Consider the following 13,710-nt stretch of genomic DNA (forward strand, 5'->3'; position numbering starts at 1 on the left):
GCTCCCCGTGCCCGCCCGCCGCGATCAGGCCTGTGATCAGGCGTTGCCCGCCGGGTCATGAACTCCGCTCGTACGGCGCCCGGTTGGCGGCCAAAGTCGCGGTCGGCCCGGTGGCGCCGGCCGGGCCGGGTCGTCGCCCCACGTCGGCGTGATCTTCGGGGCGGCGAGTCGGAGTGCGCCGCGGGCCGCATGTGCGGTCGGCAAGTCCGCTCGCGAGGGCGGTGAGGCTTGGGCGGGGGCGTAGCTCTATGTGATTGGCCGGATCCTTTTCGTACGCCCTTCACGCGCGTGTGGGCGGCCCGTCGCGAAACGGACCGCCCACGCGCGTGCTTCTCGGAGGCTTCTACTGAGGTGTCATCCGGGCCGCCATGTCCGGGTGCTCCTTCAGCCAGGCGCCGACGGCCTCCTCCTCGTGGCCCTGACCCCGCTTGTTGATCTCGGCCTCCAGACTGCCGAGCTCGCCCTCACTCATATGGAAGCCCTTGATCCACTTGGTGAGCTGCGGGTACTGCTCCGGGAACTTCTCGTTGGTGATGGTGCGGATCGTGTTTCCTTCGCCGAAGAGCTTCTTGTCGTCCTTCAGCTTGGTGAGGCCGTACTGGCTGTATGCCCAGTGCGGCGACCACAGGACGACGGCGACGGGCTCCTTCTTGGCGTACGCCCGCTTGAGCTCGGCCAGCATCGCCGGCGTGGAGCCGTCGACGACCTTGTACTCCTTGTCCAGGCCGTAGCCGGGCAGGACCTTCGTCTTGAGGAGGTTCATCTCACCGGTGCCCGGCTCGATGCCGATGATCTTCCCGTCGAAGGTGCTCGCCTTGCCCTTCAGGTCCTCCAGGGACTTGACGCCCTTCACGTAGGAGGGCACGGCGACCTCCAGCGAGGTGGGCTGATACCAGGTGCCCAGGTCCTTGAGTCTGTCCTTGCTCTTGTCCCAGTAGTTCTTCTGCGCGTACGGCAGCCACGCGTCGAAGTTGACGTCGAGGTCACCGGAGGCGAGGCCGGTGTAGACCGGGCCGACGTCCATCTGCTTGAGGTTGAGCTTGTAGCCGCGCCGCTCCAGGACGTTCTTCCAGAGGTAGCTGACGGCGATGTCCTCGTCCCAGGGGAACCAGGCCACGTTCACGGGGCGCTTGGCCTCGGCCGGGGCAGTGGTGGTGTGGACCGGGGCCAGCTTGTTGACGAGCCCCGGGTTGTCCTTCAGCCAGAGGCGCACGGCGTCCTGCTGCTTGCCCTTGCCCACCTTGTTGATCTCGGCCTCGAGGCTGGTGAGCTGCTTCTCGGTCAGCTTGAAGTTCTTCAGCCACTTGGCGACGATGGGGTTCTCCGCTGCGAAGCCCTTGCGGGCGAGCGTATGCACGCCGTCGCCCGTGCCCCAGGCGCCCCTGGGGTCCTTCAGCTTCTTCAGGTCGTAGTCGCTATAGGCCCAGTGTGGCGACCAGAGCGTCACGACGATCGGCTGCTTCTTGGAGTACGCGCGCTTCAGCTGGGCCAGCATGGCGGGCGTGGAGCTGTCGACGACCTTGTACTGCCCGTCGATGCCGTACTCCTTGAGAACCTTGCTCTTCAGCAGGCTCATCATGCCGGCGCTGGGCTCGATGCCGGTGATCTTGCCGCCGAACTCGGAAGCCTTGCCCTTGAGGTCCGCGAGGGAGTTGACGTCCTTCATGTACGACGGCACGGTCAGCTCCAGGGACGTCCGGCCGTACCAGGAACCGAGGTCGTCGAGCTTGCTGCCGTACTTCTTCCAGTACTCGGCGTGTGTGGTCGGCAGCCATGCGTCCGTCTGGAAGTCGAGCTGGCCCGAGGCGAGCGAGGTGTAGAGCGGGCCCGCTTCGAGTTGCTTGGTCTCGACGTCGAAGCCGCGCTGCTCGAGGATCTCCCTCCACAGGAAGGTGGAGGCGACGCCCTCGTCCCAGGGGATGTAGCCGATGGTGATCTTACTGCCCCGGCCGACGTTCCTCGCATCCGAGACGGTGGTCTCGCTGTTCGAGCCGCCGAAGATACCCATTCCGCCTGCGACCAGTGCGAGAACGACGACTCCGATGACCGCGACCGCCGGACGCGGGCGGAAGTTCCAGAGTGTCACACCGTGGGCGGCACGCAGCTTGGCGAGAGCACGGCGGCCCGTCGGGGACGCTTGGGTGCCCAGGGCGCTGGTCATGCGGTCCAGGTAGATCGCCAGGATCACGATGGAGACGCCGGCCTCGGAGCCGAGGCCGACATTGAGCTGGCCGAGAGCCTCGTTCACGTCGGCGCCCAGTCCGTCGGCACCGACCATGCCCGCGATGGCCGCCATGGACAGGCCCAGCATGATGACCTGGTTGACGCCGGCCATGATCGTGGGGAGCGCGAGCGGAAGCTGGATGCGCAGCAGGGTGTCGCGCGGCGTGGTGCCGAACGCGTCGGCGGCCTCGACCAGTTCCGTGTCGACCTGGCGGATGCCCAACTCCGTCATGCGGACCCCGGGAGCCAGGGCGAAGATTAGGGTCGCGACGATGCCGGCGGGAGCTCCCGAGCCGAAGAAGAGAATGGCCGGGATGAGGTAGATCATCGCGGGGAGCGTCTGCATGAAGTCCAGGACCGGCCGTACCAGAGCGCTGACCCGGTCCGAACGGGCCGCCCAGACACCGACCGGCACCGAGATGACCAGGGCGATGATCGTCGCAACGAGGACCAGTGACAACGTCATCATCGCGTGGTCCCACAGCTCCAGGGAGTCGACGAACGCGAATCCGACCAAGGTCAGCACACCGGCGACCAGGCCGCGCAGCCAGAACGCGATCATGGCGAAGATGCCCGCGAGCAGCAGGGGGTGCGGGGCCTCGAGGATGGCGTCGATACCGTCGTAGCAGCCCTCGAAGACGGTCTTGAGCAGGTCGAACAGCCAGGCCATGTGGTCGAGCAGCCAGTCGACCGTGCTGTTGACCCAGTCGCCGAACGGAATCCTAGGCATCGGCGATCACCTTCTCGTCGCCCTGGTCGCGGGGAGAGTCACCCGGCGCGGGTGCGCGCCGCTCGTCGCCGAGGAAGCCGACCAGGCGCTGCTGCTGGACCACTCCGACGAGTGTGCGTTCGCCGTCCAGTACGGCCACCGGGTGCGTCGACCTGGCACTCATCGCGCAGAGTTCGGTGAACGGCGTGTCGGGCGTCGCCGTCTCGCAGTCGCTCTCGCAGCCGCAGTCGGCCTCGTCACCCCGTACGTCCGTGTCCATGACGGCGGACGCGGTCAGGACCCGGGAGCGGTCGACGTCCTGGATGAAGGAGGCCACGTAGTCGTTGGCCGGGCGCATCAGGATGTCCTCGGCGCTGCCGATCTGGACGATACGGCCGTCGCGCATGACGGCGATGCGGTCGCCCAGGCGCATGGCCTCGTTGAGGTCGTGGGTGATGAAGACGATCGTCTTCTTCAGCGTCTGCTGCAGCTGGAGCAGCTGGTCCTGCATGTCGCGGCGGATCAGCGGGTCCAGCGCACTGAACGACTCGTCCATCAGAAGCAGGTCGGCGTCGGTGGCGAGGGCGCGGGCGAGGCCGACGCGCTGCTGCATACCGCCGGAGAGCTCGTCCGGCCAGGACTTCTCCCACCCGGCCAGACCGCACAGGGCCAGCGCCTCGCCGGCGCGCTGCTCGCGCTCGGCGCGGGGCACGCCCTGCACGGCCAGGCCGTAGGCGGCGTTCTCCAGAACGCTGCGGTGTGGAAACAGCGCGAAGTGCTGGAAGACCATGCTGATCTTCTTCGCGCGGACCGCTCGCAGCTCGCGGTCGCCGAGCGCGGTCAGGTCGTCGCCGTCGAAGCGGACGTGCCCGGCGGTCGGCTCCAGCAGTCCGTTGAGCATGCGCAGCAGTGTGGACTTGCCGGAACCGGACAGGCCCATGACGACGAAGATCTCGCCGGGTTCCACCGTGAAGGAGGCGTCGATCACTGCGGCGGTGCTGCCGTCTGCGCGCAGCTCCTCCCGGTCGGCTCCCTGGTGGAGCCGCTCGACTGCGTCGTCTGGTCGTCTGCCGAACACCTTGTAGAGATGTTCGGCCTCAAGCCTGGATGACACGCGTACCTTCTCGTCTCGGCGGCGGGGAAGGGAGACGACAGGCAGTAACCAGTTGAAGATGCAATCGCCGTCGCTCCGGGGCGGCGCCTGCCCCGAGCGGTTCAGACCAAACGCGCCAGTGGTCCAGTTCACAAGCCGCTTACAAGTGCCATGCGGCGGCGGTCGCACGGTGACTGTCAGTGCCGTACGGCATGATGCGAGGCGTGACCGGACGACTGATGCTCCTCGACACCGCCTCGCTCTACTTCCGCGCCTACTTCGGCGTGCCGGACTCCGTGAAGGCCCCGGACGGCACTCCGGTGAACGCCGTGCGCGGGCTCCTCGAATTCATCGACCGCCTCGTCAAGGACCACCGCCCCGACCACCTGGTGGCGTGCATGGACGCCGACTGGCGTCCCCAGTGGCGGGTCGACCTCATCCCCTCCTACAAGGCGCACCGTGTCGCCGAGGAGCGCGAGGCGGGGCCGGACGAGGAGGAGATGCCGGACACGCTCTCCCCGCAGGTGCCCGTCATCGAGGCGGTCCTCGACGCGCTCGGCATCGCGCGCGTGGGCGTCGCGGAGTACGAGGCGGACGACGTGATCGGCACGTTCACCGCCCGGGCGAAGGGCCCGGTCGACATCGTCACCGGCGACCGCGACCTGTACCAGCTGGTGGACGACCAGCGGGGGGTGCGCGTGCTGTACCCGCTCAAGGGCGTCGGCACCCTGCAGCTCACCGACGAGGCGTGGCTGCGCGAGAAGTACGGGGTCGACGGCAGGGGGTACGCGGATCTGGCGCTGCTGCGCGGCGACCCGAGCGACGGACTGCCGGGCGTGCCCGGCATCGGCGAGAAGACGGCCTCGAAGCTGCTGGCCGAGTTCGGGGACGTGGCCGGGATCATGGCCGCGGTCGAGGACCCGAAGGCCAAGCTCACGCCGTCGCAGCGGAGGCGGCTCGACGAGTCGCGGCCGTATGTCGCGGTGGCGCCGAAGGTGATCAAGGTCGCCGACGACGTTCCGCTGCCGGACGTCGACACGAACCTGCCGCACACCCCGCGCGACCCGGCGGCAGTGGAGGAGCTGGCGGTTCGCTGGGGGCTGGGCGGGTCGCTGCAGCGGCTGCTCACCACCCTCGGCACGTGAACCGGCGCGTGGACAATGTTTCGCGGAAACGGCTGTCTGTAGGGCGTTCCCTCAGAGCGAGGTGCTAACTTAGGTAAGCCTAAGCATGGAAGTATGGGAGGCCGTCATGGCAGAACGTCCGGCTCGGAGACCGCGGAAGCCCTATTCCGCGCAGGTCGTCCGCACAGAGCGGCTGACCCCGCACATGCAGCGCGTGGTCCTCGGCGGCGAGGGACTGGCGGGCTTCACGGCCGACACCTGCACCGACCACTACGTGAAGCTGCTGTTCCCCCCGGCCGACGGCGTGACCTATCCGGAGCCCTTCGACGTGGAGCGAATCCGCGAGGAACTCCCGCGCGAGCAGTGGCCGGTGACGCGGACGTACACCGTGCGGGCCTTCGACCCCCAGTCCCGTGAGCTGACGCTGGACTTCGTGATCCACGGCGACGAGGGGCTGGCCGGGCCGTGGGCGAAGCGTGTCCAGCCGGGCGAGACCGTGCGCTTCACTGGCCCCGGCGGGGCCTACGCCCCCGACGTGAGCGCCGACTGGCATCTGCTCGTCGGCGACGAGAGCGCCCTGCCCGCGATCGCCCGCTCCCTGGAGGCGCTGCCCGAGGGCGTCACGGCGCACGCCTTCGTAGAGGTCCACGGGCCCGAGGAGGAGCAGAAGGTCGACTCCGACGTGGAGGTCGTCTGGCTGCACCGCGGGGACCGGCCCGTGGGCGAGATGCTGTGCGAGGCCGTACGGACGCTGCAGTTCCCCCAGGGCCGCCCGCACGCGTTCGTGCACGGCGAGGCGCACTGCGTGAAGGAGCTGCGCCAACTGCTGCGCGTCGAGAGGCAGATCCGGCGCGAGGACCTGTCGATCTCCGGCTACTGGCGGCTCGGCCACGACGAGGACGGCTGGCAGGCCTCCAAGCGCGACTGGAACGCACGGATCGAGACGGAGCAGGAGGGCGCCGCCCCCGCCGCCTGAGACACCCGCCGACACCCGAAGCGGCGGCACCTCATGGAGGCGCCGCCGCTTCATGCTTGGCTCACACCGACCGCTGGTACGACCTGAACGTCCGGATCGACAGCCACACCGCCGCCACCGCCAGCACGACCAGCGCCCCGCCGCGGCTGAGCACGTCACCCCAGTGGGGGTGCTCGGACAGTGCCGAACGGCCCGCGACCATCGCCCAGTTGAGCGGGTTGAAGTCCGCGATGTGCCGCATCCAGGAAGGCATCTGGGACGGCGCCATGAAGGCGGAGGACAGGAAGGTCAACGGCAGCAGCAGGAAGGTGTTGATGCCGATGATCGACTCCCGCTCCTGCACCAGCATGCCCAGCGCGTTGGACAGCGCCCCGAAGACCGTGCCGAGCAGCACGGCGGCGAGGACCAGGATCGCGATGCCGCCGACGCCGCCCGGATAGTCGGCGCCGCCCGCCAGCGCGAGCAGCACGATGACGACCGACTGGAAGGCGGTGATCAGGCCGTTGTTGACGACGTTGCCGTTCATCAGTGCGGCCCGGCTGACCGGGGTGGTCAGGAAGCGGTTGAGCGTGCCCCGCTGGATCTCCTCCAACGTGCCCATGCCGGCCCACATGTTGGAGCTGAGCGCACTCATCACGACGACGCCGGGGACCAGGTAGTCGAGGTACGTGGTCGTCCCGAAGCCGCCCAGTTCCACGACCTTCTTGAAGAGGTTGCCGAACAGGAACAGCCAGATCACCGGCTGGATCAGGGTGATGATCGCGTAGGCGGGCTGCCGCGTGAACACCATGAGTTGACGCTGCGTCATGTACCAGGTCTGGGAGACGGCCGTGCTCATCGCGCACCTCCGGCGAGGACGAGGTCATCGGCGGTGGCTTCGGTGTCGGCCTCGGAGTAACGGCGGCCCGCATAGCGGAGGTAGACGTCGTCGAGGGAGGGCCGGGCCACGGTCGCGGCGGCCACCGCGACCCCGGCCCGCTCCAGCGCCCCGAGCAGCGCGGGTACCGCGGCTGCTCCGTCGTCGGCGCGGACGCTGACGCGGCGCCCGTCGACCAGCACCTCATGCACGCCGGGCAGGGCGCCGAGGGCGCCCATGAGCAGGGTACGGCCGGCCTCGCCGACCGCCTCCCGCAGCTCCAGGTGGACGGCGTCGCCGCGGAGTTCACCCTTGAGCGCGTCCGGTGTGCCCTGTACGACCACCCGGCCGCGGTCGACGATGGCGATGCCCTCGGCGAGCCGGTCGGCCTCTTCGAGGTAGTGGGTGGTGAGCAGGATCGTCAGCCCCTCCTCCCCGGCCAGCCGGTCGATCTCGTCCCACATCGCGGTGCGCGCCTCGGGGTCCAGTCCGGTGGTGGGTTCGTCGAGGAAGAGCACCTCGGGCCGGTGCACCAGACCGAGGGCGACGTCGAGGCGGCGCCGCATCCCGCCGGAGTAACCCTTCACCTGCCGGCCCGCGGCCTCTGCCAGGCTGAAGCGGTCGAGCAGCTCGGTCACCCGGCTGTTGAGCGCGGCGCCCTTCAACCCGTAGAGCCTGCCCTGCAGTTGGAGGTTCTCGCGGCCCGTGGCGACCGGGTCGGCGCCGGAGCTCTGGGCGACCACGCCGATCGCGCGGCGCACCCGGGCGGGGTGGCGCAGCACGTCGTGTCCGGCGACGGTCGCCGAGCCCGAGTCGGGGCGGGCCAGGGTGGTGAGGATCTTGACGGTGGTGGACTTGCCGGCGCCGTTGGGCCCGAGGAGCCCGAAGACGGTGCCGGGTTCGACGGTGACGTCCATGCCGCACAGGGCGGTGACATCACCGGAGTAGGTCTTGATCAGCTGGCGCGCCTCCACTGCGGGCGCACGGGTGGCACTCATGATGGCTGCTCTCCTGATGAGCGGATGACAGCTGATCCGTCCGTGCAAGGAGTGCCGGGCTATCCTGGGTGTGCCGCACCTCGATCGCCTGGACTGCCTCACGGCGGATTCAGCTCGGGGTTCGAGACCCTGGCAGGGCTGCTGCAACAGCCCGGCCGGGGTCTTTTTCGTCTATCTGAACTCGGGTGGCAGCTCCCCGGTCTCGTGGAACCTCCGCCACCCCTCGACGCCGGGCAGTGAGCCCTTCCTGATCTCCTCCAGGAGGCCACGGACCCATTCCGCCTGCGCCTCGATCATGTGCAACTGGTACTCGGTCTCGATCAGGAAGAGCCTCGGCAGCGTTTCGCAGAGCTTCTCCAGCGCTCCACGTCCGCTCGCCGCCTGCACCTCCAGGGAGTTCAGCCGCTCCTCCAGCAGCCGCACCACCTCGTCGGGGGGCAGTGCGCCCACCAGGGAGAGGGCGGTCTCGAAGATCGGGTACTCCTTGGCCGGGGCGGCGACGAGGTCTGACAACCACTCGGTCATCTCCTCGCGGCCGGCCCCGGTGAGCCCGTACACCGTGCGCTCAGGCCGGTTGCCCTGCCGCTCCACGTCGGTGACCTCGACGAATCCATGCTTTTCGAGGCTCTGGACGACCGTGTAGAGCGAGCCGTAGTTGATCTTCGTGCTGGTGTCCTTGCCCCGACGGCGCAGCGTCTGGGCGATCTCGTACGGATGCATCGGCTTTTCCCAGAGGGTCACCAGCACGGCGAGCGCCAGGGGGTTGCCGAGCTTGCGGCGCTTCATCGCCATGGCCGGCACCTCACTCTCGCACCTCGCTACCGAATATCCGTGCACGAACATATCGCGACTGCCTTCAGGGCGTCAATACACGCGATGTATCGCGATTAAGCGGAGGAGGCAAGGGCGTGAGGACTTGGGCCCGTCGCGGATACGCCGACGTGACGCGCACGAAACAGCCCGCCCCTAATTTCTGTCGCCCGACAGGAACTCCGCCCCATACTCCGCTCCCGCGCCGAAGGCAGGTGCCGCCGTGACGACAACAGCCCCCTCCGACATACGCCCCGATCCGCCCCACTCCCCCGACGACCACTCCCTCGCCGAGTTCGGCTACCGCCAGGAACTGCACCGCAGCCTGGGCCGGTACGCCTCCTTCGCGGCCGGGTTCTCCTTCATCTCGGTCCTGACGACCGTCTTCCAGTTCTTCGCCTTCGGGTACGCGTTCGGCGGCCCCGTCTTCTTCTGGGCCTGGCCGGCGGTGCTGGTCGGGCAACTGCTGGTGGCCGCGTGCTTCGCGGAACTGGCCGCCCGCTATCCGATCTCGGGCGCGATCTACCAGTGGTCCTCGCGCCTTTCGAACCTCACCTTCGGCTGGTTCGCCGGCTGGATCATGGTGATCGGACAGATCGTGGTGGTCGCGGCGGCGGCGCTGGCACTGCAGATGGTGCTGCCCGCCATCTGGTCCGGCTTCCAGCTGGTGGGCACCGACTCCGCGCCGACCTCGGCGGACGGCGCGGCGAACGCAGCGGTCCTGGGCGTGATCCTGCTGGTGCTCACCACGCTGGTGAACATCATGGACAACCGGGTGCTGTCGGTGATCAACCGCGTCGGCGTCACCGCGGAGATCATCGGCGCGGTCCTGATCGTCGTCCTTCTGCTCACCCACTCCAAGCGCTCTCCCGGCATCACCTTCCACACCGAAGGGGCGGCGGGTTCCGGCCTGCTGGGGGCGCTGCTCGTCGGCTCGTTCACGGCGGCGTACGTGATGATCGGCTTCGACAGCGCGGGCGAGATGAGCGAGGAGACGCGCGATCCGCGCCGGACGGCGCCCCGCACGATCCTCACCGCGCTCGGCGCCGCCGGCCTGCTCGGCGGCCTGGTCATCCTCGGCGGAGTGCTCGCCGCGCCCAGCCTGACCGACGGCCACCTCGGCGTCGACGGCCTCAGCTACGTCCTGACCAGCAGCCTGGGTGACGGGGTCGGCAGGGCGCTTCTGGCCGACGTGGTGGTGGCGATCGCGGTGGCGACCCTCGCGATCCAGACCGCGGCCTCCCGGATGCTGTTCTCCATGGCCCGCGACGGCGGGCTCCCGTTCTCAGGGCGCCTGGCGCACGTCAACCAGCGCACCGGCATGCCCAGCGCTCCCGCTCTGGTCGTCGGCGTCCTCGCGGCGGCCCTCCTGCTGCTCAACTTCGCCTCGCCGGACGCCTTCCTGGCCATCGGCACCACGTGCATCGTGATGCTGTACCTGGCCTACGCGATGGTGACCGGCCCCCTCCTGATCCGGCGCCTGCGCGGCGAGTTCGCCGCCGGCGGCACCGACGAGAAGGGCGCGAAGCTCTTCTCCCTCGGCCGCTGGGGCATCCCCGTCAACGCCCTCGCCCTCCTCTACGGCCTCCTCATGACCGTCAACCTGGCCTGGCCACGTGCGGCGGTGTACGACCCGACGGGCGGGCACTGGTACTTCCAGTGGTTCACGGTGCTGTTCCTCGCCGTCACGCTGCTGGCCGGCGGCGCCTACCGGGCGTACCGAAAGCGGACCGCCGCCCGAAGTGCCGTACCGGAGACGCCTGTCACCCAGGCCGCGGCGTAGGTCAGTCGCCCTGTACGCGCGCGTGCAGGTGCATGTCGTGCCAGCCGTCCGGGTGGAGGAGGGCGCTGCGCTTGGTGCCCTCCAGGGCGAAGCCCGTCTTGGCGGCGACCCGGCAGGAGGCGTGGTTGGCGGTGGCGTGCATCAGTTCCAGGCGGTGGAAGCCGATCTCGTCGAGGGCCCAGCGGGACAGGGCGGTCGTCGCGCGGGCGGCAGCGCCCTGGCCGCGGGCCGCCGCCGTGGTCCAGTACGCGACCTCGGCCACGCCGTCCCCGAGCGCGATCTCGCGCAGCGCCACCCGCCCCAGCAACCGGTCGCTGTCCGCGTCGGTGACGGCCCACTGCGCGGTCCGCTCGCCCTCCCACGCCTTCTGCCACTCCTCGATCCAGCCGGCGGCCTCCGCCTCGGAGTCGCTGCGCCGGATGTGCCACTGGTGCATGAGCGGGTCCTGGAAAGCCTCGTGGACGGCGGGCGCGTCCTCGGCCCGCCAGGGACGCAGAAGCAGCCCGTCGCCGGTGGGGAGCCGGGGCTGCGGGGTGCGGGAGAGGGTTTGAGCGGGCAGGACGGGGCTGGTGACGTAGGGCATGACCGGCATCCTGCCGGTGGGCGGCGGCCGGTCCAACGGCTTTTCCGGGCGCCGTAGGCTTCATCGTGATGAGTCGCAAGCCACGGATCCCGCCCGCGCCGCTGCCACAACGGCAGGGGGTGGACCCCGTGCGCGTGCGGCTGCCCGTCGAGGGACCGTGGGCCACCGTTCGCGAGCACCTCGTCGAGCGGCTCAGCGGGGCGGGCGCGGGTGTCGTCGACGGGATGCTCGACGCGGGGGAGATCGTCGGCGCCGACGGGCGGGCCGTCGCGCCGGACGCCGCCTACCAACCCGGCATGTTCGTGTGGTTCCACCGCGAGCTGCCCGCCGAGATGCCGGTGCCGTTCCCACTGGAGGTGGTGTATCGCGACGAGCACATCGTCGTCGTCGACAAGCCGCACTTCCTGGCCACCACCCCGCGCGGCAGCCATGTCACCGAGACCGCGCTCGCGCGTCTGCGACGGGAGCTGGGCCTGCCCGCACTGGGCGCCGCACACCGGCTGGACCGGCTCACCGCCGGGCTCGTGCTGTTCACGGTGCGGCCCGAGGAGCGCGGCGCGTACCAGTCGCTCTTCCGCGACCGGCGGGTGAGCAAGGAGTACGAGGCGATCGCCCCGTACGATCCCGGGCTCGCCCTGCCCCGGACCGTGCGCAGCCGCATCGTGAAGGAGCGTGGCGTGCTCGCCGCCTACGAGGTGGCGGGCGAGCCGAACGCCGTCAGCCGCATCGAGCTGGTCGAACACCGCGGCGACGCCCTGGGGCGCTATCGGCTGGTGCCCAGTACCGGGCAGACCCACCAGCTCCGGGTCCACATGAACGCGCTCGGCACACCGATTCTCGGCGATCCGCTCTACCCCGTGGTGGCCGAACCCGTGCCGGCCGGCGACTTCCGGCGTCCGCTCCAACTGCTGGCGCGGGCACTGGAGTTCACCGATCCGATCACGGGGGTGGAGCACCGTTTCCTGAGCACTCGAGCGCTGCTGGCCTGGTCCTCCTACGACGACTGGGCCGGTCAGTAACCGCGCCACCAGACCAGGAAGCGGCGCCAGGCGCCCTTGGGGCGGGCCGGTTCCTCGGGCGCCGGGACCGGGTGCTGGGGCGGTGCGGCCGGCTGGGGCGCCGGGGCGGCGGCAGCGGCCGGCTCGGGCTGCAGGGAGCCGACCTGCCAGTTGCCGCGCTGCGGCGGGACGGGGGCGTGGCCCGGCTTGGACTTCACGTCCTGCTCCGGCTTCGGCTCGAAGCGGACCGGAAGCTCCACCAGATGCCGTGAGGAGATCGACTGCCGCCACTCCAACTCGTCCTCATGGCAGTCGAGTTGGACGTCGGGCAGCCGCATGAGCAGAGCGTCGACACCGGTGTCGGCGATGGCACGGCCGATCTCCTGACCGGGGCACTCGTGCGGACCGCCGCCGAAGGCGAGGTGCGAGCGGTTGCCCTGCATGTTGGCGGCGAGGTCGGGACGGACCCGCGGGTCGACGTTGCCCGGCGCGATCCCGAGCAGCAGCCCGTCGCCCCTGCGGACGTGCTGGCCGCCCAACTCCGTGTCCTGCTTGGCGAAGTAGGCGAAGACCGAGCTGAACGGCGGTTCGTCCCACAGGGACTGCTCGACCGCTTCCGGCACCGTCATCTGTCCGCCGTTGAGCTGGGCCCTGAAGCGCGGGTCGGTGAGGATCATGCGCAGCACGTTGGACAGGAGGTTGACCGTGGCCTCGTAGGCGGCGAAGAGCACGAGGCGCAGGTGCTCGCGGACCTCGTCGTCGGTCAGTCCCGCGGGGTGGGTGATGAGGTGGCTGGTGAAGTCCTCCTCGGGCCGGGCGCGCCGCTTGGCGGTGAGCCGGCTCAGCGCGTCCATCACGTAGGTGTGGCTGGCGATCGCGGTCTCGGTGCCCTTGAGCGCGTCACGGGCCGCCTGCACGAGCCGGTCGTTGTACTCGTCGGGCATGCCGAGGATCTCGCACATCACACCCATCGGCAGGTGCTCGGCGAACTGTCCGACCAGGTCGGCCGACCCCTCCTTGCAGAAGCGGTTGACGAGGCGCTGGGTGTGGCGGTTGATGTGACGGCGGACGCCGCGGTGGTCGATGGTCGACATGGCGCCGGTGACCGCGGCCCGCAGGCGCAGGTGTTCGTCGCCCTCGGCGTGGGAGCAGATCGGCTGCCAGGCGATGTGCGGCATCAGCGGGTGGTCGGGCTTGACCAGGCCCTCGCCCAGCGGGTTCCAGATACGGCTGTCCCGGCAGAACTGCGAGGGCGAGCGCACCATGTGCAGGTTCTCGGTGTGGCCGAGCACGACCCACATGGGCACGTCGTCGTGGAGCAGCACGGGTGCCACCGGGCCGTGCTCCTCGCGGAGTTGCTCGTACAGGGAGGCCAGGTCCTCCGCCTCCGGACCGTAGAGCCGGTGCAGCCCGCCGGGGCCACGGCCGTGGGCGGGGCAGCCGGGCGGCGGGCCGAGCGTGGGGTCCATGCCGGTCAGAGATTGGTGTTCAGGCGTCACGGTGGTTGCTCCGAAGTGGATCCGGTGTCTGGGGAGTTGGACGGATGCGGGTGTCGGG

The 13,710-nt window shown here is 69.8% G+C and carries 11 protein-coding genes; 4 read left to right on the forward strand and 7 right to left on the reverse strand.

The window, feature by feature from the left end; translation table 11 throughout:
• Positions 1-343: 343 nt before the first annotated feature.
• Together OOK07_RS07910 and OOK07_RS07915 are read right to left on the reverse strand one after the other, a co-directional pair.
• A complete protein-coding gene (locus tag OOK07_RS07910; RefSeq protein WP_266795684.1) occupies positions 344-2,953 on the reverse strand; it encodes an ABC transporter permease/substrate binding protein in 2,610 nt (869 codons plus the stop codon).
• Complete coding sequence (locus OOK07_RS07915) at positions 2,946-4,046, reverse strand: quaternary amine ABC transporter ATP-binding protein (protein ID WP_266678234.1); 1,101 nt, start codon at positions 4,044-4,046, stop codon at positions 2,946-2,948. Before OOK07_RS07915 ends, OOK07_RS07910 begins: the two co-directional genes overlap by 8 nt.
• A 194-nt stretch (positions 4,047-4,240) precedes the next feature.
• On the opposite strand from OOK07_RS07915, the gene OOK07_RS07920 reads away from it, so the two are divergent.
• Together OOK07_RS07920 and OOK07_RS07925 are read left to right on the forward strand one after the other, a co-directional pair.
• Positions 4,241-5,170, forward strand: coding sequence for a 5'-3' exonuclease (locus tag OOK07_RS07920; RefSeq protein ID WP_266801914.1), 930 nt, complete (start codon positions 4,241-4,243; stop codon positions 5,168-5,170).
• A 106-nt stretch (positions 5,171-5,276) separates the two neighbouring features.
• A complete protein-coding gene (locus OOK07_RS07925) occupies positions 5,277-6,125 on the forward strand; it encodes a siderophore-interacting protein (RefSeq protein ID WP_266795686.1) in 849 nt (282 codons plus the stop codon).
• Positions 6,126-6,186: 61 nt separating this feature from the next.
• On the opposite strand, the gene OOK07_RS07930 is transcribed toward OOK07_RS07925, so the two are convergent.
• From OOK07_RS07930 to OOK07_RS07940, 3 genes are all read right to left on the reverse strand, one after another.
• Entirely contained in the window at positions 6,187-6,963 is a 777-nt protein-coding gene (locus OOK07_RS07930; protein WP_266795687.1) for an ABC transporter permease, read from the reverse strand.
• Positions 6,960-7,979, reverse strand: a complete 1,020-nt coding sequence (locus OOK07_RS07935; protein WP_266795688.1) for an efflux ABC transporter ATPase subunit, DrrA-related — start codon at positions 7,977-7,979, stop codon at positions 6,960-6,962. The genes OOK07_RS07930 and OOK07_RS07935 overlap by 4 nt, the downstream gene beginning before the upstream one ends.
• Positions 7,980-8,150: 171 nt before the next feature.
• Positions 8,151-8,771, reverse strand: coding sequence for a PadR family transcriptional regulator (locus tag OOK07_RS07940; protein ID WP_266795690.1), 621 nt, complete (start codon positions 8,769-8,771; stop codon positions 8,151-8,153).
• Positions 8,772-9,012: 241 nt separating this feature from the next.
• Here OOK07_RS07940 and OOK07_RS07945 point away from each other — a divergent pair, with 241 nt between their 5' ends.
• Positions 9,013-10,572: an amino acid permease gene (locus tag OOK07_RS07945; protein ID WP_266795692.1), complete on the forward strand. Its 1,560-nt coding sequence runs from the start codon at positions 9,013-9,015 to the stop codon at positions 10,570-10,572.
• Between the two features lies 1 nt (position 10,573).
• Here the strand turns inward: OOK07_RS07945 and OOK07_RS07950 are convergent, their stop codons facing one another.
• A complete protein-coding gene (locus OOK07_RS07950) occupies positions 10,574-11,155 on the reverse strand; it encodes a GNAT family N-acetyltransferase (RefSeq protein ID WP_266795693.1) in 582 nt (193 codons plus the stop codon).
• Positions 11,156-11,223: 68 nt separating this feature from the next.
• Between OOK07_RS07950 and OOK07_RS07955 the strand changes: the two genes are divergently transcribed.
• Positions 11,224-12,174: an RluA family pseudouridine synthase gene (locus tag OOK07_RS07955; protein ID WP_266795695.1), complete on the forward strand. Its 951-nt coding sequence runs from the start codon at positions 11,224-11,226 to the stop codon at positions 12,172-12,174.
• On the opposite strand, the gene OOK07_RS07960 is transcribed toward OOK07_RS07955, so the two are convergent.
• Positions 12,168-13,652, reverse strand: a complete 1,485-nt coding sequence (locus tag OOK07_RS07960; RefSeq protein WP_266795696.1) for a cytochrome P450 — start codon at positions 13,650-13,652, stop codon at positions 12,168-12,170. The two genes, OOK07_RS07955 and OOK07_RS07960, sit on opposite strands and share 7 nt — an antisense overlap.
• Between the last annotated feature and the right edge of the window lie 58 nt (positions 13,653-13,710).

It is taken from the genome of Streptomyces sp. NBC_00078 (genome assembly GCF_026343335.1).
GTDB lineage: Bacteria > Actinomycetota > Actinomycetes > Streptomycetales > Streptomycetaceae > Streptomyces.